Origin of the sequence: Sulfurimonas sp. (genome assembly GCF_028694605.1) — a bacterium.
Classification (GTDB): Bacteria; Campylobacterota; Campylobacteria; order Campylobacterales; family Sulfurimonadaceae; genus Sulfurimonas.
Genome location: NZ_JAQVKP010000001.1, coordinates 144,483 through 169,462 on the forward strand (window position 1 = coordinate 144,483; position 24,980 = coordinate 169,462).

Sequence of the window (24,980 nt, forward strand, 5' to 3'; positions counted from 1 at the left end):
AAAACTGAAATGAAAAATATAATCTATGAATACAATGAAGTAAAAGATGAGAAGCTAAAAAAGTACATCATTGACACTCCTTTGCTTCATAAATATTTTAAACTTGACTGGAAGATTTTAAAATCACAGCAATACTGCGGAATACTAAATTTTGAAGATAAAGATTACTATCTGCTTCCTAAGATAGCCGATAATGATGATGAAAAAAACCTTGATATTTTTATCTATATGCTCATGTACGCTTATGATATAAAACTTGAGAATGAAGATATAGCGTCATGTAAAAATGAAAAGCATAATATCTTAGAAGTTTTTATACAGCTTTTTGCAAAAGGGCTGTTTAAAGAGTTCGGGCGAGGTGTTTACAAAGAGTATATAACCGAGCAGGATAATTTGACGACGCTTAGAGGTAAGTACCTTATAAACGAAAATCTAAAGTACAACTTTACAAACGCAAAGATATACTGCGAATATGACGAGTTTAGTATGAATAACACGCTAAATCAGTTTTTTTTGTACGCCGTCAAAACTCTTATGCCCTTTACCAGAGATAAAAAACTTCTAAAACAGTGCGAGTTGGTGCTTGATGAGGTGGAGTACAGACACTTAGATATAAATAGCTTTATGATTCATTTTAACCGCTTAAATCTAAGATACAGAGATAGTTTTGAGTTTGCGATACTTCTTCTTAGTAAATCTATCCCGCTCTTTTCAAAAGACAAGAAAAGCTTTGCGTTCTTGTTTGATATGAATATGCTCTTTGAGCGGTTTGTCGGTAGGATGATAAAAGAGATAGAGCCTGAAACAAAGCTACAAAGCTATGATGTTTATGGAGATTTGATTTTAAAACCTGATATTATTGTGGGCGATTTGATAATAGATACGAAATACAAAAAGCTACATGTAAAAGAGGATATAAAAAGAGACGACAAGTTTCAAATGTATGTTTACGGCAAAAACTACGGTATAAAAAATATGATGCTTCTGTATCCAAAACATCTGGAGCATTTTGATTATGATTTTGTTTTGGGGACAAACGGAGATGAAATTTTGATGAAGATAAAGAGCTTGGATTTGGGGTTTGATGGGTGTAGTTATGGGGAGTATATTGAGAAAATTAGAGAGAGACTGGAGAAAATAATATGAACGAAAACTTAAGTATAGCGGTTTTAACACATAATCCAAATGGAGACTGGGGTGATGTAAGACCATTGATTGAACAGCAAGGTTATTATGAAAAGTGGGGCAAAAGTATAAATCTTGTAGTTGGGCAAACAGTTTTGATTTATATATCGAGTAATATCCGTCAAATTCAATATATTATGGAAGTTACAAATGTTTATGATGATAGTATAGATGTAAAATTAATTAAAAAGCTTAGTAGAGAACAATCTCAGTTATTATCTTTTGAAAATTTGAAAAAACATGGTTTGAAAAAAGGAACGATAAATTATATTTTAGATAATAATAGACAACTATATGAATATGTAAAATCTGTTATAAATGACGACACAATTAAAGAAAAAAAAGATAAAAAATTGAATATAAAAAACATAATCCTCTACGGTGCTCCGGGAGTCGGTAAAACCCATAACTACCAAAATCTTATCTCTATGATAGAAGAGGGCAAAAGCCAAAATGAGATATTTTACACCGTTTCAAAAAACCTACATGTAGATTTACAAAACGAAACTTTTGAGAGCATAAAAAATGAGAAAAGAGTTGAGTTTGTAACATTTCATCAAAGCTACTCTTATGAGGATTTTATAGAGGGTTTTAGACCTAGCGACAATGGAAATATAGAGTTAGAAGATGGGATATTTAAAAATATAGCTAAAGAAGCAAATAGCAATATTGTTGATAGTTTTTCTAACAATATAAATATAAACTTCAAAAGTGTGCTGGAGCAGTTTCAATTAAAATTTGAAATCGGCAGTAAATTAAAAACTTATAGTAATAATAGCGAGTTTACCATCTCAAAATATACCGATAAATCCATTCATATTATGGTAAATGAAAATAAATTTTCTGTTTCATATTTGCCTCTTGAAGAAATATATAACAGCAATAAGATAAAACCTATCAATAATCCTCAAGATGTTATAGATGCCTTGTCTGGTAGGTTTAAAGGTTTGGCAACATATTATTATTCTATTTTTAGAGAAATGCTTTTATTTAAAGAAGTTAAGCAAAATAGCACTGCTTTAAAAAACTTCTACATAGTCATAGACGAAATCAACAGAGGAAATATCTCTAAAATCTTTGGAGAGTTGATAACGCTTATAGAAGAAGATAAAAGGGATGTTTACGAAGTTACGCTTCCGTACTCAAAAGAGAAGTTCAAAGTGCCTTCAAATCTCTACATCATCGCCACCATGAACTCTACCGACAAATCAATCGCAACTATAGACATAGCACTAAGACGAAGATTTACATTTTTGAAGATGAAGCCAAATGAAGATTTGGTACATGTAAAGGCAAAAGAGCTGTTTAATGACTTAAATAAGTTTATAAAAGAGAATCTAAACGAAGACTATATGTTAGGTCATAGCTATTTTATGAAGATAGAGAGTGATGAAGATCTGGAGTTTGTAAAAGAGTACAAGATAAGACCGCTTTTGGAGGAGTATTTTTATGCTGATGAAAAAAAATATAACGATGCTATTAATATTTTGAACAAAAAGAGCCAAGATGACTAAAACAATAAGCTTAGCCCACGGCAACGGCGGAGTTGAGAACAACGAGCTGATATCCAAGGTCTTTTACAGAGCTTTTAAAAACGATATACTCCAAAAGAGTGAAGATGCAGCTGTTATAGAAAGCGGAACATTGGCATTTTCAACAGATAGTTTTACGGTTACTCCGCTCTTTTTTGCAGGAGGAGATATCGGTAAACTTGCAGTATGCGGAACTTGTAACGATTTGGCTATGATGGGTGCAAAGCCAAAGTATCTAACTTGCAGTGTTATCATAGAAGAAGGCTTTAGTATAGATGAGCTTGAGAGAATAGTTTCATCTATGCAAAAAGAGCTTGATATTAACGGAGCCGTAATCGTTAGCGGCGATACAAAAGTAGTACCTCGTGGCAGTGTCGATAAGATATTTATCAATACCGCAGGAATCGGAGAGATTTTAAAAAAAGGTATCAGCTCAAACAAGATAAATGAGGATGATATCATACTTCTTAGCCGTGATATAGGGTGTCACGGAGCTACTATATTTGCTTCCCGTGAGGGGATTGAGCTAACAAGTACGCTTAAGAGTGATTGTAGCTCTCTTTATCCCATTGTTAAGAGGTTATTGGATGAAGATATAGATATAACGGCTATGAGAGATGCAACTCGCGGCGGACTTAGTGCTGTTTTAAACGAGTGGGCAAAACAGTCTGATATCTGTATAGAGGTAGATGAGAGTAAGATATCTATAAGCGATGAGGTAATGGGGCTTTGCGAGATTTTGGGTTTTGACGCCATGAGCCTTGCAAATGAGGGTACTTTTTTACTTGCCGTTAAAAAAGATGAGGCGCATAGGGCAGTTGAAATTCTCAAATCCTACAACAAAAATGCCTCTATAATCGCAAATGTATCAACTAAATATCTCAAAAAAGTTATCATAAATTCGTCGTGGGGTACGCAGAGATTTTTAGATATGCCAAGCGGCGAACTGCTTCCAAGGATTTGCTAAATGCATGAGTACGGCATTGTTCAATCTTTGATAGATAGTTGTGATGAACATGCCAAGAAAAACAGTGCAAAAAAAGTAATAAAGGTCGTAATAAAAATCGGTGTACTTAGTGGAGTGGAGCCGCATCTTCTAAGTGAAGCGTTCGAGATGTTCAAGTTTGGCACGATATGTCATGAGGCTGATTTGGTTATAAATATTCAAAAAGTAAAAGTGCATTGCAATAGTTGCGGCGCTGAGAAAGAACTTAAAAAAAATGAGTTTATCTGTCCAAAATGCGGCAGTTTTGACTTAAAAGTTCTTGATGGCGAAGATATGTATCTTATGAGTTTAGAGCTTAAGCAGTGATATTTGCCATCGAGATAAGAGGTGTGGTGCAGGGGGTTGGATTTCGTCCTTTTATATATAACCTTGCCGCTTCATCTGGGTTAAAGGGGCAAGTTTCAAACAACGGCTACGGCGTGCTGATACTTCTTGATGCGACACGAGAAAAAGTAGATGGATTTATCCGACAAATCAGGCAAAATAAGCCGCCTCTCAGCGAGATAGACTCCATAAAAATCACTCAAATAAAAAAAACAAAATCCTTTGAGGGCTTTAGCATCCAAATAAGCAAAAGTGCAAAACTGCTCTCAAGCAAGATTCCATCAGATATTGCGATGTGTGAGGAGTGTGAGAGTGAACTGAGCGACAAAACCAACCGCAGATTTGAGTATCCCTTTATCACATGCACAAATTGCGGACCAAGGTACAGCATCATAAAAAATCTTCCCTATGATAGAAAAAATACATCTATGGATGAATTTATAATGTGCAAAAAGTGCGAAGCAGAGTATAAAAACCCGCAAGACAGAAGATACCATGCCCAGCCCATAGGGTGCCATGAGTGCGGACCTGCACTCTCTTTATATGAGAGCAACGGCAAAAAAATAGAGTCTGAAAATATTATAGATGAGGTTGTACAAACTATAGCTGATGGTAGGATTGTAGCCATAAAGGGAATCGGCGGTTATCATCTTGTTTGCGATGCCTCAAACGATAGTGCGGTTGAACTTCTGCGAGAAAGAAAGAGACGACCTTCAAAACCGTTTGGAGTGATGGTAAAAGATATTGATACCTCAAAGCACCTTGCCTACATAAGCGAAAAAGAGGAAGCATTGCTCAACTCAAACAGACGCCCCATTGTTTTGCTTCAAAAAAGAGATGATTATGCACTAAGCCGATATGTGGCTCCAAATATCAGCCAAATCGGTCTTTTTTTGGCATATACTCCTCTGCATTATCTTATTTTGCAAAAATTAGAGAGACCGATAGTCGCTACAAGCGCAAATATCTCTGATGAGCCTCTGTGCAGAACTTATGATGAGATTATGGGACTATCATCCGTTTGGGACTGCTGTTTGGAGCATAACAGGGAGATAGTAAACGGCTGTGACGACTCGGTTGCTTTTGTGGAGAACGAGAAAATATTTATGCTAAGAGAGGCAAGAGGATATGCGCCTCTTTATCTTAAACTCCTGCATAAAACAGATAAAAAGATTCTCTCTCTTGGTGCAAACCAGAAAAGCACGGTTGCCATAACCATAGAAGATAGCGTTGTTTTATCGCCATATATAGGGGATTTGGGAAGTTTGTCGAGTGTGGAGCATTTCAAATCACATATAGAGACGCTAAAGAGAATCTATGATTTTACTCCTGATGTAGTTGTCTGTGATAAACATCCAAACTACGAATCTACCAAATATGCAAAAGAGTTAAAAGCGCAAAATGAAGTCATAGAGTTAGTGCAGGTTCAACATCACTATGCGCATATTTTGGCTACTATGGGTGTAGAGGGTATCGCTTCAAAAGTTTTGGGTGTTAGTTTTGACGGAACCGGTTATGGGGATGATGGCAACCTTTGGGGCGGAGAGTTTTTTGTTTGTGACAACAGTTCTTATAAGAGAGTAGGGCAGTTTAAATATTTCAGGCTTATCGGCGGTGAGAGAGCCATAAAAGAGCCACGGCGGGTTGCTCTTAGCTTCTTGTTTGAGATATACGGCGATGAAGCTTTTAAACTGAATAATCAGACAATTAACTCTTTTTCCAGCTCAGAGATAAAAACACTATATACAGTATGGAAAAACGGACTAAACTCTCCGCTCTCAAGCTCTTGCGGGCGGTTATTTGATGCAGTGGCATCTCTTTTGGATATTGTCCAAATTTGCAGTTATGAGGGCGAGAGCGGTCTGCTTTTGGAGAGCCTTTATGATGAAAATATTACAGAGTATTATGAGTTTGGCGTGCAAGATTTTGAGATAGATTTTAGCCAAATAGCAAAACAGATTTTAGTTGAAAAAGATGTACATGTAGCGGTTTCAAAGTTTTTTAATACAATAGTAGAGATTATTTATGATATGTACAAAAAGTATGATTTGCCTTTGGTTTTAAGCGGCGGAGTTTTTCAAAACAGAGTGCTTTTAAGGTTGATTATGAGAAAAATCCCTGATGTTATTTTGCCCGAGATGTTTGTCGCCAATGACGCTGCAATCGCTTACGGACAAGCAATTGCAGCGTTAAATCTCAAAACTCTTTGACATGTGAAGTTTGATATCGCCTGTTTTTAACTCATGATTGACAAATAGCTCGTTTGCCAAAACACCTTGACCCAAAAGCATATCGGCACCGTCTTTGTAAGTAATGTTTTTTTCTTTTGCCATCTTTAAAAACGGTGTCATTTTTCCGTAAATTGCATCTGCCGCAAATGAGCTGTTATCTAAAATTTCTTTGATTAGCTCCAACGGAGCAGGCAACTCTTCATCTTTTAGCCCCGCACTTGTGGTATTTACTACCAAATCATATTTTGATATTTTAAAATCATTCCATGTAAAGCTCTCGCACCCAAGCTCTTTAAAGTAGAGCAGTTTATCTTCGCTTCTATTTAAAACGCTCACTTTTATACCATCTTGTACAAATCTTGCGCAGAGTGCTTTTGCCGTTCCGCCCGCACCTAGAACTAAAATATTTTTAACTTCTCCAAACTCTTTTATAGCAAACATAAAACCGTCTGCATCGGTGTTGTAGCCTATTAACTTGCCATTTTCATTTATAAGGGTATTTACAACTCCCACTTTTTTTGCAAAGCCTCTTACTTCATCGCAAGCCTTGTATGCCGCTTCTTTATGGGGAACGGTAACATTTGCGCCGCTAAGGGCAAGAGCAAAAAAAGTCTCTTTTAGTTTTGAGCCATCACGCAGATGAACTCTTGTGTAGCACGCTTTGTAGTTTAGGTTTTTAAATACGCTGTTGTGCATAAGCGGGGAGCGAGAGTGCGAAACAGGGTCGCCAAAGATGGCAAACAGTTTCATTAGTCCAAATCTTCCAGTGAAGCAACAAGCGCGCCGAGTTTGTTTTTAACCTCTAGGTACTCAAGCTCGTTTTGACTGTCAGCTACCACGCCCGCACCTGCTTGAAGAACAACTTTGTCCTCTTTTACTAGAGCAGTTCTAATGGTTATTGCACTGTCCATATTGCCGTCAAATCCGAAGTAACCTATGCTTCCGCTGTAAAAACCTCTCTTTAGACCCTCAAACTCGGCTATAAGCTCCATTGCTCTTATCTTTGGCGCACCCGTCATAGTTCCTGCCGTAAAAGTTGCCATAAACAAATCAAACATATCTTTGTCATCTGCAATAGTTGCTGTTACATCTGAGACGATGTGCATAACATGCGAAAACCTCTCTATGTGCATCATATTTTCGACTTTTACACTCCCTGTCTTTGCTACACGGCTAACATCGTTTCTGCCAAGGTCTATCAGCATAAGATGTTCTGAGAGCTCTTTTGGGTCACTGAGCAACTCTTCTTCAAGCTCCATATCTCTTTGCTTTGTAGTGCCTCTTTTTCTTGTTCCTGCTATAGGGCGGAGGAGAAGTTCCCCGTTTGTAAGTCTAACCATAACTTCAGGCGAAGAACCGACGATATTAAAATCTTCGTATTCCATCAAAAACATATAAGGTGATGGGTTTTTACTTCGGAGTATTCTGTAAAAGCTGAAAGGGTCAACTTTTATCTTTCTTGTAAAGCGATTTGTCATAAGGATTTGAAAAACATCGCCGCTTCTTATCATCTCTTTTGATTTTTCCACCATCTCAAAAAACTGCTCTTTTGAGAATGCGAAAGTTCCTTTGTCATCACCTATGTTTCTCTTCATATGGACATATTCATAAGAGTTTTTTAACTCCGCTTCAACTTCTTCAAATTTATCGCTCATCTCTTTTAGAGTGCTGATAAGTGTAAGTTGATAATTTTTATGAGAATAAACCAAAATGATTTTTGGGAGGATGAGATCCAAATCGGGAGTGTTGAGTTCATCTTTTAAACCATCCATGGTTGTATGAAGTTTTGGTTCAAAAACCTTGACCATATCGTAGCCTATGTAGCCGATAAAACCATCCACATAACCTACTTTTAGTGCGGCAGATGCTTCTTTATAGATGGATGTATCAATGTTTTTGTAGTAATTCTTTAAAAAAGTAAAAGGGGAGACATCTTTTGTATGTGTTATACCGTCTGCATCTGTGTAGAGAGTTTTGCCATCTGCATACTGAACTCTCTCCCTCGCACCGATACAGATAAAGCTGTAATTACCCTCACTTGCTCCTGCACTCTCAAAGAGGTATGAGATTTCATTTGGAAAAAGTGCTTTCAATTTTGCATAAATGGCGACGGGGGCTAATTGGTCTTGAATAAATTGTTTAGAGTAAATCAAAAGAGTAACCTTCGGTTGCTCCGACAAGCGGAGCGTTTTTTAGATTTTTGTTAAAAAGGCGGCTGGCTCAACGGAAGCTCTTAATGCTTTAAGCGCTTTTCTTGCTTCCGCTTCATTGCTAAATGGACCAACTAGGACTTTATTGACAGGTGTAGTTTTATTTGAAACTTGATGAAAAGTGTAGCCGTAGCCAAGCTTGATTATAGAATCTAAAAAGCTTTTATTTGGCTGGTTTTTGGAAAAAGAACCAACTTGAACATAATAACCCGAAGGTGTTGCTGTCGATGGAGTTTGTGATTGTACAGTACTCTCTTTTGGAGAAACTGCTTTTTTCGTCTCTACGACTTTTTTAGGCTCTGCGACAGTTTGTTGTTGTGTTTGAGTTGTTGCTGCCTGAGTGCTGTCTTTTGTACTCTCCTGCTTCAATCTTTGTGCTATTTCATCTAAAGAACCGTTTTCTTTATTTGCTTCTTGGATGACTTTTACGTCCTCAAAAAGAGGTTCTCCGGCTACTGTTTTTGTCTCTTTTTGTGGTTCGGGAGGAAGTACTGCTTGTGGGAGATTGTCTGTGCTACTTGACGTTAAAGTATTCATAAGCATAACAACAAGGATAAGCACAATACCAAGCGTTGCAACTGCTAAAACAACTCTTCTGCTGTTTGCAGATGCGCTGTTTTTGTTGAGGATAATATCGTTTAATTCGCTTTTTTCTTCCATAATCTCTCCTTTTATTATCTACTTAAAATCATACCAAAAAGTTGGTTACATATGTTTTGACCATGAAGCACCGCGTTCTTTGGCATATACCTCATAAGGAAGTGCCAAAATATTGTACTCATCAGGCATATCTTGATTTGGAAACATACGCCACTGATTTGGTTGTTTTGCTGCCAGTTTCATACTTATCATCTTTCCAAGCTGTATGGCTTCCTGAAGTGTCGTATGTCCTTTATGGATATAAACATGCAGATGTCCCTCTGTTTTTGTTTTGTATGCCGTAAAGTTGATAAAGCCCTCTTCACGAAGAAGAAGTTGTGTTTTATGGTAAAAACGCTCAGGGTCTCGCCCATTGTAGTCGATAACTATATTTTCAACTTTACCGTGTTTGTTGATAAGTGAATGTGCGACCGTTATTTCGCCCTTAAGATGTTGGTTGATGACGGCATGAGTGAGTGTTGCGTTAACCTTCTCAAATTTGTTATAAAATGTACGACCTTTGAAGATAATTTTATCTACTACCACGTCCCTTTTAATCCAATAGTGATCCGTTAACATTTTTATAAGATTTAAATCTGCTGCCGTCATCTTTTAGCCCTTAATATGTCGATTGGTGATAAACCACAAAGTTTTGCGCTAGTTCTTTAAGCTCTTTTTTGACAGATGCTTGAAGCTCTGTGTTGTTGATATCATCAAGAACGTCAGCGATTTTGTTCGCTATGAACTCAAACTCCTTCTCTTTCATGCCTCTTGAAGTCAGAGCAGGGCTTCCTATGCGGATACCTGAAGTCACAAACGGACTTCTTGTCTCTCCCGGAACTGTGTTTTTGTTTACTGTTATGCCTGCATTTCCAAGAGCTATATCTGCATCTTTACCTGAAAAATCACGGTTGATGAAAGAGAGAAGAACCAGATGGTTGTCCGTTCCGCCGCTTACAAGCTCAAACCCTCTTTTTACCAGTACTTCTCCAAGAATTTTAGCATTTGCTTTTACCTGTTTTGCATAATCTTTCCACTCAGCAGAGAGGTTATACTTGAAACCTACCGCTTTTGCAGCGATAACATGAACAAGCGGTCCGCCCTGGATGCCCGGGAAGATGGCAGAGTTAAGTTTTTTTGCCATCTCTTCATCGTTTGTCATAATCATACCGCCTCTTGGACCTGCGAGAGTTTTGTGGGTTGTTGTCGTTACAACGTGTGCATGAGGGAATGGACTAGGATGCTCTCCTGCTGCAACAAGTCCTGCAACGTGGGCGATATCGGCAAATAAAATTGCTCCGACCGCATCGGCAATCTCACGGAATTTTGCAAAATCTATCTCTCTGGCATAAGCAGAAGCACCGCAAACGATGATTTTTGGCTGTACTGCTTTTGCAATTTCCATGATTTTGTCATAGTTCATACGACCGTCAAGCTCTACACCGTAAGTAAAAGAGTGGTAGTTTTTTCCTGAAAAGCTTGGCTTGCTTCCGTGTGTTAAGTGCCCGCCATGGCTGAGATCCATCCCTAAAAGCTTGTCGCCTGCATTTAAAAGTGCCGCATAAACCGCCGCATTTGCTTGGCTTCCTGAGTGCGGCTGTACATTTGCATAGTTACATCCAAAAAGTTTACACGCTCTGTCAATCGCCAACTGCTCAACACCATCTGCGTACTCACAACCACCGTAATAGCGTTTGCCCGGATAACCCTCCGCATATTTGTTTGTAAATACAGAACCCATAGTCTCCATAACGGCAGGAAGCGTGAAGTTTTCACTCGCAATCATCTCCAAATGCGTTGTCTGTCTCTCTAGCTCTTTTTCGCATAACTCAAAAATTTCGTTATCGAACTCTTTTAAAAAACTCATTTTTCTATCCTTTTCCTATTTAAATTAAATTGTCTCTTCGTTTTTTTCTTCGTTATGCAACGGTTTCATAGCAGGGAAGAGCAGAACATCTCTGATGGAATGCTCGTTTGTAAGCAGCATGACAAGTCTGTCTATGCCTATGCCTTGACCTGCCGTTGGAGCCATACCATAGCTAAGGGCCTCTATAAAGTCCAAATCCATCTCATGCGCTTCATCGTCACCGTTCTCTTTGGCTGCACCTTGTGCTTCAAATCTTTGAAGCTGATCCACAGGGTCGTTTAATTCGCTAAATGCGTTGGCGATTTCCCGCCCTGCGATGAAAAGCTCAAATCTCTCGGTGATTGCCGGATTTACATCGCTTCTTCTTGCAAGCGGAGAAATCTCAACCGGATACTCGGTGATAAAAGTCGGGTTTATAAGCTTCTCTTCAACAAACTCATCAAAAAGTTCGCCTTGAAGCTGACCTAAGTTTAGCCCATCTTTTACGACAATATTTTTGCTCTTTAAAAATGCAACTATCTTCTCTTTGTCGTTGACTATATCTTGCGGTACGCCGCCGATAGTAGTTAGAGACTCAATAAGAGGCACTTCGCTAAAGCGGCTAAAATCAACTTCCATCTCTCCGTAAGGGAGCTTTGTGGGGAGATTTAAGTGGTCAAAAAGATATGTAAAATACTCTTTTGTAATTTCAATCAAATCTTTATAAGTTTTGTACGCCCAGTAAAATTCTATAGATGTAAACTCAGGGTTGTGGGTAGCGTCCATTCCCTCATTTCTAAAGTTGCGGTTTATCTCAAAAACAGCCTCAAACCCACCGACAATAAGTCTTTTAAGGTAAAGTTCAGGAGCGATTCTTAAGTATCTGTCGATACCAAGAGCGTTATGGTGTGTCACAAACGGTTTTGCATTTGCGCCGCCTGCAATAGGGTGCATCATAGGAGTTTCAACCTCTAAAAAGCCCTTATCTTCAAAGAAGCGGCGAGTGAGAGAGATGACTTTTGAACGGATTTGGAATGTTTTGCGGACATCTGCATTCATGATAAGGTCGAGATATCTTTTTCTGTATCTTGTCTCTTTGTCTGTTATGCCGTGAAACTTTTCAGGCAGCGGCGCAATGGCTTTTGTTAAAAGTCTTAGCTTGTCTGCATGAAGCGAGAGCTCACCTTGACCTGTTACGAACGGGTATCCGCTAACTTCTACTATATCACCCACTTCTATATTTTTTTTAAAAGTTTCGTTGTAGAAATTTTCACCTATATTGTCTCTTGCTACATAGACCTGAAGCACACCGCTCTCATCCTCTATCTGGATAAAGCTCGCTTTACCCATGATACGAAAGAGCTTTATACGCCCGCTTAGAGTGTAGCAGCGGTTTTCATCTCTTTTGTTCTCGGTGTGGGCAATATCCGTATTGACATATAAAAACTTCTCAATGGTAGTGTCTCTTCTTGAATCATTAGAGTAAGGGTTAATTCCCTCTCTCTTTAGAAGCTCCGCTTTTTCAATTCTTTGTTGAATAAATTTATTTTCAAAAACCAATAATCTTTCCTTTTATTTTTTACTTTTTTTGGCAATTTTTACATATGCCGTAAATCTGCATAGAGTGGTCTTTCATCTCAAAACCAAGCTCCTGTGCGATTTTATGCTGTCTCTCTTCTATCTGTTCATCAACAAACTCCGTAATGCTTCCGCAAGAGGTACAGATAAAGTGATCATGATGGTGCTTTGCGCCAAGTTCATATTTTTTGCCTTGCGCACCAAAAGAGAGCGATGTAACCATGTCGGATTCTTCAAGCAAAGATAGCGTTCTATAAACGGTTGCAATTCCGGTTTTTAGGTCGGGAAACTTCTTTTGGATAAGGTTGTGGAGTGATTCCGGTGTGAGATGCTCATCAGCATTATAGAGTGTCTCAAGTATCACCTCTCTTTGGATTGTAAACTTCAGATTGTTTTTTTTAAGCAGCTGCTTAAAATCTTCCAGCAACTGTTTGTATTTAACGGTTTTGTCACTAAAATCAGTAGTTATTTCCGGCATATTTATCTCTTTTGACTTGACGAATTTTTATCTGTTATTGAATCTATTTTGTTTTTAGTATCTTCTACGATTTGAAGTGCGCTCTCTTGCAAATCTTTTGCAACATTGCCACTTATCATGTCTGAGCTTTCATTTAGTTTTGTATTAATACCGTTTGAGAGCTCTTTTGGGTCAAGTTTCATAATAACACTTCCAGTCTTTACCAAAATAGGAAAGAGTAAACTGTTGTGCATTACCTTGTCAAGATTTGGACGCATTGCATCTATGTTGTAGGCAGAATAAAAAATTACCGATGCAATAAGAAAAAATTTGCCGGCACTAAATATGAAGCCTAAAATTTTATCAAAAAAACCGAGACCGCTTAATAGACTCAACTTTTTGAAAATAAGACCGACTCCTACCATAAATAGCCAAAATAGTCCAAGAGTAACTAAAAAACCGGTAAAACTAATGGCTGCGCTGTTTTCAAACTTTAAAAGAGAATTGTTGATAAGCTGACCTACATCTTCCCCAACCCTTGAGGCAATAAAGATACCACCTATAATGCCGATTAGCCCAAAAAGTTCTTTAAAAAATCCGTTTATTATTCCTTTTAAACCAAGAAAAAGAATGAGGATTGAAACTATAATATCAAAAGTGTTAAACTCCATTATTCACACGCCTTTGAAACCATGTTTTTTCCATTTCTTTTTGACATATAAAGCGCTTTGTCCGCTCTTGAAAGCAGGGAGTCTGGCGTGTCGCCGCTTTTGAGCTTTGTTACGCCGATACTTGCGGTTACAGAGATGCGCTCACCCATATAGATAAGCTTGTTGGAGCTGACAAGATTTAAGAGTCTGTTTGCAATGAGTTCGCACTGTTCATCTGTATTACGGTTGATAACAACAGTAAACTCCTCTCCGCCGTATCTAAAAATCTTATCACCATCCCGAAGAGTTTTTCTGAGGACATTGGAGATAAAGATAAGTATTTTGTCGCCCGTTAAATGACCGTATTTGTCATTAATGGTTTTAAAATTATCAATATCAAGCATGATAACGTGCATGGCATAGGGAACACCCTTGTTAGAGCATACGTCAGCGAGATAAGCGCTAAGCGCTCTTCTGTTAAAAACTTTTGTAAGAGGATCTAGGTTTGATGTCTCTTCAAGGATTTTAACTTTTTGGGTCAAATCCGCAATCACTTCGTTTGCTTTTTTTACCTCTTCTATCATGTGGGATTGAATTTCATCGAACATACTAGAGAGTGAGTCTATGTCAATATGCTGTGAGGAGCATTTTTCTATAGCCTCTTGATTGCGTTCTGCCAGTTCACCAAACTTTTGGTTTGTACTTTTGTAGGAATTTAAGCTCTGTTTCATGAGCTCTTTATAAGAGTTTTTGAAACTCGCTTTTGCGTGTTCTATGGAGTCTATGTCTTTGTCGTTGATATCGGAAACTATTTCCATGGCATCTTGTAGATAAGTGACAACTTGCCCTTTTGTCGGCTCTTCTTCTGCTTCAATACGCTCAAGCAGATTTTCATAAATCTCCCCAATAAGCGCTTTTAAATCGTTTTTTTGCATAGTGACACAGTCCATTGAAAAATATGCTGCATTATACATTTCTAACCATAAAAAAAAGCTTTTTTCTATCATTGCGGATGTTAAAATTTGATAATCAGTCCTATTTTAGTTACTTTTGTGTAGAATCTCAAAAATTTTTTAGATTATTAAAGTAAAGGTTTAACTATGAGTACTTGGAATCCATCAAGCTGGAGAGAAAAACCTATCGTTCAGCAACCGACATATAAAAATATGGATGAACTTAAGCGTGTTTTGGATGAGTTGAAGAATTATCCGCCTCTTGTTTTTGCCGGTGAAGCACGTTCGCTAAAAGCACAGTTGGCAAACGCTTCCGAGGGAAAGGCTTTTTTGTTACAGGGCGGTGATTGTGCTGAGAGTTTTAGTGAGTTTCATGCACACAATATTCGTGATACATTTAAAGCGATTTTACAAATGGCAGTTGTGATGACCTATGCCGGCGGTCTCCCTGTTATCAAAATAGGTCGTGTCGGTGGTCAATTTGCAAAGCCGCGCTCAAGCGATACTGAAACTATCGGCGGGGTAACGCTGGATGCTTACCGCGGCGATATTATTAACGGTGTTGAGTTCACGTCTGAGGCACGTGTTCCCGATCCGCAGAGAATGATAAAAGCCTACAACCAATCAGCAGCAACACTCAACCTTTTACGTGCTTTTGCATCAGGCGGTTTGGCAGATTTGCATGAGGTACACAAGTGGAATCTTGACTTTACGCATCAGAGTGAAATCAGTAAAAAGTATGAAGATTTGGCAGAAGAGATTGGTAAGTCTTTAAAGTTTATGGAAGCATGCGGTATCTCATCAAAGACGCATAGAGCACTTCGTGAAACTGATTTTTATACATCACATGAGGCACTTTTGCTCCCGTACGAAGAGGCGTTTACCAGAAGAGATTCACTTACGGGAGATTGGTACGACACCTCTGCGCACATGCTTTGGATTGGCGACAGAACACGCCAGCTTGATGGTGCGCATATAGAGTATATGAGAGGTATCAAAAACCCTATCGGTGTTAAAGCCGGTCCGTCGATGGATCCTGAAGATTTGGTAAGACTTTGCGATATATTAAACCCAAACAATGAAGCAGGACGTTTAAATATCATCGTAAGAATGGGAGCTGACAAAGTTGGTGAGGGTATGCCTAAACTTATCCGTGCGATTGAGCGAGAGGGTAAAAAAGTTCTTTGGAGCTGTGACCCGATGCACGGAAACACTATCAAATCATCCAACAACTTTAAAACACGTCCGGTTGATGCCATCCTTACAGAGATGAAACAGTTCTTCCAAGTTCACAAATCAGAAGGAACATTTGCAGGCGGTGTGCATCTTGAGATGACTGGCAAAAATGTAACCGAGTGTATCGGCGGTTCATTTATCGTAACAGAGGAGGATTTAAGCTCTCGTTACCACACGCATTGTGACCCAAGACTAAACGCTGACCAAGCTTTAGAGCTGGCATTTTTGATAGCAGATACGCTTAAAGAGGCTCAACAGTAACTAGCGCATTTTGCGTTAGTTACTGTTTATCTCCTCTTCTTTCTCCTGAATCATCAACAGCTCTTCCACTTTTTCTTCATAAAGACTCCTTAATTCTTCAAGTTCTTTGGCTAATTGCGTTATACCGATTTTTTCATAACATGCAGGATTTGCCAAACAGCTGTTTTTCTCATCGATTTTGGCTTCAAGTGCGTCTATCTCAAGCGGAAGCTTCTCTAGCGCAATCTTCTCTTTATAGGTGAGACGCAACTCTTTTGGTTTGCTCTCTTTTGGTTTTTCTTCTGTTTTTTGGCTCTCTTTTTCAAGTTCGCTCAGCTCTTTGAGTTCATGCTCAAGTTCAAGATACTCCGTGTAGCTTTGATAACTCTCTTCTATATGCTTGTCTGCTTTGAAGATAAATAGTTTTTTGGCGATTTTATCGACAAAATATCTGTCATGACTGACGATGATGACCGCTCCGCCAAAGTTCATCAACTGCTCTTCTAGGATGTTGATGGTTGGAATATCCAAATCGTTTGTAGGTTCGTCAAGGATGAGAATGTCCACATTTTTGGTAAAGAGCAGGGCAAGGGCGATACGGTTTTTCTCTCCGCCGCTTAAGATGCCTATCTTTTTATCCAAAAACTCTCTTGGGAAAAGGAAGTTTTTCAAGTACCCAAAAACATGCATATCACGTCCACGGACACTTACTCTGTCGCCGCCAAAGGGGCAGAAGGTCTCTATAAGATTTTTTTCATCATCAAGCATCTCTCGGTGTTGGTCAAAGTAGCCCACGCTAAACTCTCCTCGCTTGATTTTCCCCTCCGTAGGTTCGATGCGCCCTAAAAGAGCCTTTAGGAGTGTTGATTTGCCGCTTCCGTTTGGTCCGACAATGGCGATAACATCTTTTTGAAGGATTCTTGTTGTAAAGCTTTTAAAAAGCAGTTTGTTGCCAAGCGTTAGACCGAGGTTTTCGACTTCAAAGAGCATTTTTTGCTTATTGATGCTTTTATCACGGTTGAAATGTTTTGCTTCACGCTCTAGTTCTAACGTCATCTTTTTTATTTTAGAAGGATTTGTTTTTGCATCTTCTCTTAGAGCCATCAGACGTTCTTTGCGCCCCTCGTTTCTCTTAAGCCTTGCTTTGACGCCCCGTGCAAACCACTCGTTTTCTCGCTTTAGTATCGTTAAAAGCGTCTCATGTTGTTTTTGGAGTGTTTGCATATACTCCTCTTTTTGCGTGAGATAGCTGCTGTATCCGCCGCTATACTCTCTAAGCGCACAATCCTCCACTTCAACACACTTTGTGGCTACTCGGTCGATAAAGTATCTGTCATGCGAGATAAAAACAAGAGTAAACTTCTCTTTTAAAATCAGCTCCTCCAAAAACTCTACCATGTAAACATCAAGGTGGTTTGTCGGTTCATCAAGAAGCAAAATATCCGGTTTTTGCAAAAGCAGCGAAGCAAGGGCAACTCTTCTTTGTTCGCCTCCGCTAAGCATCATAACGGGCTTGTCTTCATACGGTTTGAGGTCAAAATGCTTGATGATGCGCTCTATTTTGTCATCCAAGTTCCACGCATTGTGATGCTCAATATAGCGAGATAGCATCTCATGCTCATCAATAAGTGCTTTATTTTCAAACTCATCTGACAAGAGAAGAGAGAGTGTGTTGTAGCGCTCTTTTGCACGGTTAATCTCATCCAAACCCGCCTCGACCGCTTCTCGAACACTTTGTCCCTCTTGAAACTCTGGTCTTTGTGCAAGCATCTTTATCTCAAGGTTTTGTCTGCAAATCCTCTCACCGCCGTCTTGCTCAAGCGTACCGTTGACAATCTTCATAAGAGTAGATTTGCCGCTGCCGTTTTTGCCGATAATGACGATTCTCTCACCTTCATCTACATGAAAATTTATTTCACTTAAAATTTTTTGTGCTTCATAATGTTTTGATATATTTAGTAAATCTATAAGTGCCATTTTTTTTTGTCTTTGTATAATTTATGCGATTATAGTGTAAGTTACATAAGAGTTAAATTTGAATACATTACCGCACCGACAAATAAACTTAACTTTTGATGATATAATTTTGTCCATAATCAAGGCAAATTTTTGAAGCCCTAGCCAAGGCTCGGGCAAAAAAATTTAACGCAGAGTATGGGCAAAAGTATATCACCCTGCGGGAAGCACGATAAGAGGCAATCTTAAGATATAAAAAGTTTTGAAGTGCAACAGGCACTCCTGCAACTTTTTATACCTCAATCTCACCTCTTCTCGTACTTTCAAAAGTTAAGTTTATTTGTCGGTGCGGTAATAATCGACCAGATTGAAAAAACAAGGATGAAAGAATGGCAACTGTTACATCATACGGAGCGGCGCAGACTGTTACGGGTTCGTGCCACTTAGTAAAAATCGATTCAATAAAAATTTTGATTGATTGCGGTATGTTTCAAGGCAACGGCAATGAAGAGAGAAACTACGGGGCTTTTGAGTTTGACCCTTCAAAAGTCAACTATCTTGTCCTAACCCATGCGCATCTTGACCATATCGGAAGAGTGCCAAAGCTTATCAAAGATGGGTTTAATGGCAGGATAATTGCTACAAAAGCGACACATGATATAGCAAAAGTGATGCTGCTTGATAGTGCAAATATACTTCAAGAAGAGTATAAAACACTCCGCAGAAAGGCACGCAGACGCGGCGAAGAAGAGAGTATCTTAAAGCCGCTTTATACAAAAGAGGATGTGGATAGAGTTTTTGAGAAAAAGTGGTGTACGCTGGAGTATTTTGAGGAGCATAAGTTAAAGCATCATATCAAGGTGACGCTGGCGAATGCGGGACATATCATGGGAAGCGCTTTTGTGATTCTTGACTATCAGGAACAAAACAGACATAAGCGCATCATCTTTTCGGGTGATTTAGGCTCTCCTGAGAGGCTTATCATCGACAGTGCGGACAACATCGACCAAGCGGATGTTCTTTTTGTAGAGTCAACATACGGAGATCGTCAACATAAACCGCTTGAGCAGAGTGTTGCAGAGTTTAAAGAAGCCGTGCGCACTACACTACAGCAAAACGGCAATGTTATAATCCCGTCTTTCGCGCTTGAGAGGACGCAAGAGATACTTTGGCTGCTTCATGAGATGCACGATGATGGCGAGCTGCCAAAATGCCGTGTCTTTTTGGATAGCCCGCTTGCTATCAAAGCGACAAAACTATATAACCGTTTTCCTATTCACTTGAGTGATACGCTTGAGTATGCGCCCGGAAGCGGGGGTGACCCATTCTCCTTTGCATGGCTTGAAACAACGACAACGCGAGACCAGTCTATGGCGATAAACAAAACAAAAGAGCGCTCTATAATCATCGCAGGAAGCGGAATGTGTAACGGCGGGCGCATTATGCATCACCTCAAACATAGACTTTGGAACACGAGAAATGCCGTGATATTTGTAGGGTATCAGGTTCATGGTACACTTGGACGCAGTATCGTTGACGGCGAAAAGATGATTAAGATTTATGGCGAAGAGATAGCTGTTAAAGCAAAAGTTTACACGATTAACGGTTTCTCCGCACATGCAGACCAAAAAGAGCTAATCGAGTGGATAAGACCTATTGGGGGACTGAAAAATATCTACTTGATTCATGGAGAGATAGAGAAAATGGAAGTTTTTGCTTCTGAGATTCAAAATGAGCTTAAACAAGAAGTAAACATTGTTGAGTATGCAAAACCGATAAAACTTTAGAGGTGCCCTTTAGAGCTTTTCTTTAGGATTCCCCAAAACACAGCTCTTTAGCTGTGTACCATTGAGCAATGGCTGCATCGGTATAAGGGTACTCCCTTTGTGTATAGGGGATGGCGGAGTTACGGAGTTTTGAACGAACTATTCCCATTATGATAAAAGTTAGAACAAGTGCGAGTGCGGCTAAAAAAAAGTCATAAAAAAACCAAACCCAAAGAGTAATTAAAACTGTCGTATATTCCAAAAAGAGACGCAGAAAAAACGCCACAAACCTGCACTTTTTACTGTGCAGTTTAGGTGTCGGCTCTAAAAGTTCTATATATTCTTTATGATATACACTCTCTTGAAACAAAAAAAATTACCTGCTCTGTTTGATAATTAGCACATCCGTGGCAGAGTACTCAAGGATATCAAAAGCAAAAAAGCTTACATTTTGCGTCGCATGGATAACAAGCAAATCATGCTCAATCCCTATAGCTTCTTTTTGGAACATTTTTGGGTTTAAAGAACTTCTAATAGAATGTGCAGTCACATCAATTTCCTTTGGAAGCATAAGAGAGTTTACAAATGAGTCTAACTCCTGTCGTGACTCATCTATGATACTGTTTTCATAGGCTGCCACATCCTCTTCATTGAGTCCGTAGCGGCTTATTTCACTGACAGTAGTTGCAGGAAGATAGTATAGATTGACGAGAGTTATTTTTGCACTCTCAAAAAGCTGCGCCGTCTTTTTTATGGCTGATGCAGAAGCTTCAGACATATCTGTAAGAACCATAATATTCTCATAGGCAAGTTCATGATCGCTCTTCATCACTAAGAGTGAAGTTTGTGCATGCTTGATAATCTCTTTTGTGTGAGAACCCATAAGAAACTCATTTAAAAAATGCGTCTCTCCGCTGTTTCCCATGATGATGATATCTGCATCTAAAATTTTTGCAGTGTTTGCAATCTCTACTTTGACTTTACCGCTAACACAATGAAAATTCTCTTTTTTAAGAGAGCTAAAGTTTTTGTTCAGCTCAAGAAAAGCATTCTCTCTAAGAGCGCCTAAATCCACTTTTTTTGAAAAAAATGAACTCTCTATTACATGAACAAGATGCAACTCTCCACCCATCCTCTGTGTAAATACAATCGCTTTTTCCAAAACGACAAAACTACTCTTTGAGAAGTCTGTCGCAACCAGTGTTATAAATTTTTGCATAATTAACCCCTATAGACTTTTTTAGTGTAAACCTCTTCTATGAGATTATAGCTTATTTGTAAGATATTTATCTTTTTTACGATTTAAAAATCAATAATGAGTAAAATTGCCATATAGATACTAATCTATCTTTAGTCATGCAGACTAAAGATAGTTGATTTAATTTGCAATTATTAACCTTTTTTTGCTAATATTTCCTAAATTTTTTAACTATAAGGATTTCAAAGATGGCAAAACATCAATTTCAAACAGAAGCAAATCAGATACTTAATCTTATGATTCACTCTCTCTACTCAAACAAAGAGATATTTTTGCGTGAACTGGTTTCCAACGCTTCGGATGCGCTTGACAAACTTAACTTGCTCGTTTTAACAAATGACGCATATAAGAGCATCAGCTTCAATCCTCGTATTGATATCGTTGCAAACAAAGAGACAAAAACTCTTACTATCAAAGATAGCGGGATAGGTATGAATGAAGAGGATTTGATGAACAACCTTGGAACGATTGCCAAGTCGGGAACAAAAGCATTTTTAGAAAATCTAACTGGAGATCAGAAAAAAGATTCAAATCTTATCGGTCAGTTTGGTGTCGGTTTTTATGCTTGTTTTATGGTCGCGCATAGAGTCGAAGTAACAACTAAAAAAGCTGGTGAAGAGCAGGCATATCTTTGGATAAGCAAGGGTGACGGTGAGTTTGAGATAGAACATACCACTCAAGATGGTCACGGAACAACGATAGTAATGCACCTGAATGATGAAGATAGCGAGTTTTTAGATACATATAGAATTGAAAATATTATTAAAAAATACTCAAACCACATCCCTTTTGCGATTTTTATGGATAAAGAAAAGTTTATCGTTGCAAAAAAAGATGATGAAGGCAAAGAGATAGAGCCTTCAAGAACAGAGATTGAAAATAAGCAGATTAACCGTGCCAATGCGCTTTGGACAATATCGAAAAGTGAGATAAAAGATGAAGAGTATAAAGATTTTTACAGCTCTATCGCTCACTCTTCAGAAGAACCTCTTGCGTGGATGCACAACAAAGCTGAGGGTGCTATAGAATATACGACACTCTTTTACATCCCAAGTAAAGCACCGATGGATTTGTACAGAGTTGACTATCAGACAGGGATTAAACTCTATATCAACCGTGTATTTATCACAGACGATGAAAAAGAGCTGATGCCGACTTATATGAGATTTTTACGCGGTGTGATTGACTCAAAAGATCTTCCGCTCAATGTTTCCCGTGAGATTTTACAGTCAAATGCAGTGATGGCAAAGATAAAAAATGCCTCTGTTAAAAAGGTACTCTCAGAACTTGCAAAAATGGCGGCAAACGACAAAGATAAGTACAAAACATTCTTTAAAGAGTTTGGAAATGTCCTCAAAGAAGGGCTTTATAGTGACTATGGCAACCGTGAGAAGATTTTGGAGCTTATGCAGTTTAATACTCTCAATTCCCATGAACAGGTTATGTTTGAAGAGTTTTTGAAAAATGTGGATGAGACAAAAAAAGAGATTTATTTTATCACAGGTAAAACATCTATCTCTATGCTCAAAAACTCGCCTGCACTGGAGCGATTCAAGTCTCGCGGCATCGATGTTTTAGTGCTTAATGAAGAGATTGACACAATAATCTTTCCAATGGTAACTGAGTATAAAGAGTACAAGCTTGTTCACGTCAGCGATGCAAAATTTGATGAGAATGAAGATGAGAAAAAAGCGCATGAAGGGGTAGCAAAAGAGTATGATGGACTTGCAAAAGAACTCAAAGACTCTTTGGGAGATAGCGTAAAAGCTGTTGAAGTTACTTTTGATTTGGTTGATTCTCCTGTAAAACTCAAAGAAGACAAGGAAGACCCTGCATTTATGATGGCGCAAATTATGAGACAGATGGGACAAAAAGGTGATGCGCCTGCACCTGCGCCGATTTTACAGATAAATCCCAAACATGAACTTATCGTAAAACTGAAAAACTCTGTTGATCAAAATCTCATTAATGATGCGGCGCATCTTTTGCTTGATCAGGCAAAACTTTTTGACGGTGTTGAGTTGGAAGACACAATAGGGTTTATAACAAGATTAAACCGTGTTATTTCTAAAGCAGTATAGTTGCTTGTATGAGTGCTTTTGTAGCACTCATTATGCGGTTGTCTCTATTTTTTAAGAGTTTCTAATCATAAGAGAAAAAAATATGTTATTTTACTTCCATGAATAGCAATATAAGAGAAAAGAGGCGTCCTGAGAACGCCGAACTCCGCCGCAAAATAGACAGACTGCTACAAGATGGCGATATGTTTGTCAAACAAAATCTAGGACATTTGGGTGTTTCAAACTATAGCTATGAGATAGAAGAGGCGATAGAAGAGCTATCTTTAGAAAAAGAGATAGTTCTGCAGCTTATAGAAGATTATGTCATACAGATTTTAAAATCAAAAATTGCATTTTATGCATCCATTCACAAGCTTAAAAAAGATGCTTTAGATGGCAAAGTGTTAGACTACACAGATATTAGGCATTTGGCACATAAAAATTTGGGTGTTGTAAGAAATCTGCGTATAAAAGATGCTCAGAAAATTCTTGAAGAGATGATGGTTGAAGACAACTTGGACTATCTGCGACTCTATGCAAAAGCGCTGGAAATCTCTGCCATAAAACTAAATCCCCTTTGTGCGTATGAGACGCTCAATCTTATAGCAGTTAAAAATTCTCTTTAATTATTTTTCTCTAAGAGACTGAGAGACTTCCTCAAGTAGATTGGTTGGTTTTTTAATTAAGACGGCTTCTTCCTCTTTTGCCGGCAAAACAAAAGCAAGTATGATAAATACAAACGCAAAGAAGATACCGACTAAGATAGCAAGAATGATTTTTAGTTTGTGTTCATTCACTTTTTTTAATCTACTTTATTGAGGCTGTTGGAAGTCATATAAATCCAAAACTCTTTGTGAGAATAGCCTCTGTTTAAAAAGAAAATCTGCAATATAGCCACTCTATAAAGCGTGATTGCCATTTTTGCGTATGGTACAAAAAGAGACAAACTAACAAGAAGCGATTGCTCTTTGTCTCCTTTGGAGTTTATCATCTCCTGCATTCCTATGTTTTTACTAAGATAGAGCCCAAAAAGCAGTGAAAAAAGAAAGTTCAAAACCAATCCAAATATTATGTACGCCATAAACTCTTGTTCGTGCATTCCACCTATCATTGTTTCCTCCAAATTGTTTATTTTTGCGGCTATTTTATCTAAATAGAACTTTTGAGTTCATAAGATGCTATGCTCTTTTTTGTAAAAAATGTTCCAAACGGGATAAGTGATGCGATAAAAAAGAGTGTGCTATCTCCAACCGACCATTCTGCTTCTTGCCAAGCCTTAACAAGATAGTAGCAAAAAAGTATAAATAAAATTCCATGAATCATTCCAACAACTTTAACAGCCATAGGCACGGCAAAAAGGTACTTCATAGGCATTGCGATAAAAACAAGAGCTAGGTAAGAGTAGCCTTCAATGCTATTTATGCTCCCAAATTTTATAACATTTTCGTTTTTCATATCTATCCTAACTTTTTTTAAAATCTGTGAATTATATAATCAAAAAGTAACAATCAACCTATTTGATAAAATCTAAAAACCATTCGCAAACTCTTTTTAAACATAAATAGTGTACAGTAGCGCCAAACAAGTTTGGAGGGTGTGGTGATGGATATGAATCCTGTGCTAGAGAGTTTAAAATTCTTGGTTCTTGGAATGGGAACGGTTTTTCTTTTTCTTGTAATTATGATTTATTGTATGAACATAATGTCGAGTATTTTAAGTAAATATTTTCCAGAAGCAAGACCGGATGTAAATGCAAAATTAAATTTGGCGACAAGCAGCACACAAAAAGATGATAAAAAAATAGTTGCAGCCATTACGGCAGCGATTAAATACCATAGAGAAGGATAGGAAGC

General features: G+C 38.3%; 25 protein-coding genes. 10 read left to right on the top strand and 15 right to left on the bottom strand.

Annotated elements, in window-relative coordinates; all coding sequences use genetic code 11:
- Window positions 1-9: 9 nt before the first annotated feature.
- From PHY84_RS00735 to hypF, 5 genes are read left to right on the top strand one after another with little or no spacing between them, the layout of a single operon-like run.
- Complete coding sequence (locus PHY84_RS00735) at window positions 10-1,146, top strand: restriction endonuclease (protein WP_299856691.1); 1,137 nt, start codon at window positions 10-12, stop codon at window positions 1,144-1,146.
- Window positions 1,143-2,699 (top strand): AAA family ATPase, encoded by a 1,557-nt coding sequence (locus tag PHY84_RS00740; protein ID WP_299856693.1) that lies wholly within the window; start codon window positions 1,143-1,145, stop codon window positions 2,697-2,699. Before PHY84_RS00735 ends, PHY84_RS00740 begins: the two co-directional genes overlap by 4 nt.
- The gene (hypE, locus tag PHY84_RS00745) at window positions 2,692-3,684 is read left to right on the top strand and encodes a hydrogenase expression/formation protein HypE (RefSeq protein WP_299856695.1); all 993 of its coding nucleotides are present in this window, start codon (window positions 2,692-2,694) and stop codon (window positions 3,682-3,684) included. The genes PHY84_RS00740 and hypE overlap by 8 nt, the downstream gene beginning before the upstream one ends.
- Window positions 3,685-4,029, top strand: coding sequence for a hydrogenase maturation nickel metallochaperone HypA (hypA, locus tag PHY84_RS00750; protein ID WP_299856697.1), 345 nt, complete (start codon window positions 3,685-3,687; stop codon window positions 4,027-4,029).
- A complete protein-coding gene (hypF, locus tag PHY84_RS00755) occupies window positions 4,026-6,257 on the top strand; it encodes a carbamoyltransferase HypF (RefSeq protein ID WP_299856699.1) in 2,232 nt (743 codons plus the stop codon). The genes hypA and hypF overlap by 4 nt, the downstream gene beginning before the upstream one ends.
- On the opposite strand, the gene PHY84_RS00760 is transcribed toward hypF, so the two are convergent.
- Genes PHY84_RS00760 through PHY84_RS00800 form a run of 9 tightly spaced genes read right to left on the bottom strand, consistent with a single transcriptional unit; the run spans window position 6,237 to window position 14,593 of the window.
- Complete coding sequence (locus PHY84_RS00760) at window positions 6,237-7,028, bottom strand: shikimate dehydrogenase (RefSeq protein WP_299856701.1); 792 nt, start codon at window positions 7,026-7,028, stop codon at window positions 6,237-6,239. The two genes, hypF and PHY84_RS00760, sit on opposite strands and share 21 nt — an antisense overlap.
- A complete protein-coding gene (locus PHY84_RS00765) occupies window positions 7,028-8,431 on the bottom strand; it encodes a chorismate-binding protein (protein WP_299856703.1) in 1,404 nt (467 codons plus the stop codon). The genes PHY84_RS00760 and PHY84_RS00765 overlap by 1 nt, the downstream gene beginning before the upstream one ends.
- A gap of 39 nt (window positions 8,432-8,470) precedes the next feature.
- On the bottom strand, window positions 8,471-9,148 hold the full coding sequence (locus tag PHY84_RS00770; RefSeq protein ID WP_299856706.1) for an SPOR domain-containing protein: 678 nt from the start codon (window positions 9,146-9,148) through the stop codon (window positions 8,471-8,473).
- A gap of 45 nt (window positions 9,149-9,193) precedes the next feature.
- Window positions 9,194-9,736 carry a DUF1882 domain-containing protein gene (locus tag PHY84_RS00775; RefSeq protein ID WP_299856709.1) on the bottom strand — a complete coding sequence of 181 codons (543 nt, stop codon included), beginning with the start codon at window positions 9,734-9,736 and terminating at the stop codon, window positions 9,194-9,196.
- A 10-nt stretch (window positions 9,737-9,746) separates the two neighbouring features.
- On the bottom strand, window positions 9,747-10,994 hold the full coding sequence (locus PHY84_RS00780; protein WP_299856711.1) for a serine hydroxymethyltransferase: 1,248 nt from the start codon (window positions 10,992-10,994) through the stop codon (window positions 9,747-9,749).
- 24 nt (window positions 10,995-11,018) lie between these two features.
- The gene (gene lysS / locus PHY84_RS00785; protein ID WP_299856714.1) at window positions 11,019-12,533 is read right to left on the bottom strand and encodes a lysine--tRNA ligase; all 1,515 of its coding nucleotides are present in this window, start codon (window positions 12,531-12,533) and stop codon (window positions 11,019-11,021) included.
- A 19-nt stretch (window positions 12,534-12,552) separates the two neighbouring features.
- The gene (locus PHY84_RS00790) at window positions 12,553-13,029 is read right to left on the bottom strand and encodes a Fur family transcriptional regulator (RefSeq protein WP_299856716.1); all 477 of its coding nucleotides are present in this window, start codon (window positions 13,027-13,029) and stop codon (window positions 12,553-12,555) included.
- A 2-nt stretch (window positions 13,030-13,031) separates the two neighbouring features.
- The gene (locus PHY84_RS00795; protein ID WP_299856719.1) at window positions 13,032-13,679 is read right to left on the bottom strand and encodes a CvpA family protein; all 648 of its coding nucleotides are present in this window, start codon (window positions 13,677-13,679) and stop codon (window positions 13,032-13,034) included.
- Window positions 13,679-14,593 (bottom strand): GGDEF domain-containing protein, encoded by a 915-nt coding sequence (locus PHY84_RS00800; protein ID WP_299856721.1) that lies wholly within the window; start codon window positions 14,591-14,593, stop codon window positions 13,679-13,681. The genes PHY84_RS00795 and PHY84_RS00800 overlap by 1 nt, the downstream gene beginning before the upstream one ends.
- 165 nt (window positions 14,594-14,758) lie before the next feature.
- Between PHY84_RS00800 and PHY84_RS00805 the strand changes: the two genes are divergently transcribed.
- Window positions 14,759-16,108: a class II 3-deoxy-7-phosphoheptulonate synthase gene (locus tag PHY84_RS00805; protein ID WP_299856723.1), complete on the top strand. Its 1,350-nt coding sequence runs from the start codon at window positions 14,759-14,761 to the stop codon at window positions 16,106-16,108.
- Window positions 16,109-16,123: 15 nt separating this feature from the next.
- Here the strand turns inward: PHY84_RS00805 and abc-f are convergent, their stop codons facing one another.
- Entirely contained in the window at window positions 16,124-18,064 is a 1,941-nt protein-coding gene (abc-f, locus tag PHY84_RS00810; protein ID WP_299856725.1) for a ribosomal protection-like ABC-F family protein, read from the bottom strand.
- Between the two features lie 368 nt (window positions 18,065-18,432).
- Here abc-f and PHY84_RS00815 point away from each other — a divergent pair, with 368 nt between their 5' ends.
- A complete protein-coding gene (locus PHY84_RS00815; RefSeq protein WP_299856727.1) occupies window positions 18,433-19,830 on the top strand; it encodes an MBL fold metallo-hydrolase in 1,398 nt (465 codons plus the stop codon).
- Between the two features lie 22 nt (window positions 19,831-19,852).
- Here the strand turns inward: PHY84_RS00815 and PHY84_RS00820 are convergent, their stop codons facing one another.
- Both PHY84_RS00820 and PHY84_RS00825 read right to left on the bottom strand, forming a co-directional pair.
- Entirely contained in the window at window positions 19,853-20,095 is a 243-nt protein-coding gene (locus PHY84_RS00820) for a hypothetical protein (protein ID WP_299856729.1), read from the bottom strand.
- Between the two features lie 90 nt (window positions 20,096-20,185).
- Complete coding sequence (locus PHY84_RS00825; RefSeq protein WP_299856731.1) at window positions 20,186-21,028, bottom strand: universal stress protein; 843 nt, start codon at window positions 21,026-21,028, stop codon at window positions 20,186-20,188.
- A 227-nt stretch (window positions 21,029-21,255) separates the two neighbouring features.
- Here PHY84_RS00825 and htpG point away from each other — a divergent pair, with 227 nt between their 5' ends.
- On the top strand, window positions 21,256-23,148 hold the full coding sequence (gene htpG / locus PHY84_RS00830; protein ID WP_299856733.1) for a molecular chaperone HtpG: 1,893 nt from the start codon (window positions 21,256-21,258) through the stop codon (window positions 23,146-23,148).
- A gap of 98 nt (window positions 23,149-23,246) precedes the next feature.
- Window positions 23,247-23,753, top strand: coding sequence for a hypothetical protein (locus PHY84_RS00835; RefSeq protein ID WP_299856735.1), 507 nt, complete (start codon window positions 23,247-23,249; stop codon window positions 23,751-23,753).
- On the opposite strand, the gene PHY84_RS00840 is transcribed toward PHY84_RS00835, so the two are convergent.
- From PHY84_RS00840 to PHY84_RS00850, 3 genes are read right to left on the bottom strand one after another with little or no spacing between them, the layout of a single operon-like run.
- Complete coding sequence (locus PHY84_RS00840; protein WP_299856737.1) at window positions 23,754-23,924, bottom strand: hypothetical protein; 171 nt, start codon at window positions 23,922-23,924, stop codon at window positions 23,754-23,756.
- A gap of 5 nt (window positions 23,925-23,929) precedes the next feature.
- Entirely contained in the window at window positions 23,930-24,238 is a 309-nt protein-coding gene (locus tag PHY84_RS00845) for a hypothetical protein (protein WP_299856739.1), read from the bottom strand.
- 38 nt (window positions 24,239-24,276) lie between these two features.
- Window positions 24,277-24,582 (bottom strand): DUF3817 domain-containing protein, encoded by a 306-nt coding sequence (locus PHY84_RS00850; protein WP_299856741.1) that lies wholly within the window; start codon window positions 24,580-24,582, stop codon window positions 24,277-24,279.
- 147 nt (window positions 24,583-24,729) lie between these two features.
- Here PHY84_RS00850 and PHY84_RS00855 point away from each other — a divergent pair, with 147 nt between their 5' ends.
- Entirely contained in the window at window positions 24,730-24,975 is a 246-nt protein-coding gene (locus tag PHY84_RS00855) for an OadG family protein (protein ID WP_299856743.1), read from the top strand.
- Window positions 24,976-24,980: the final 5 nt, after the last annotated feature.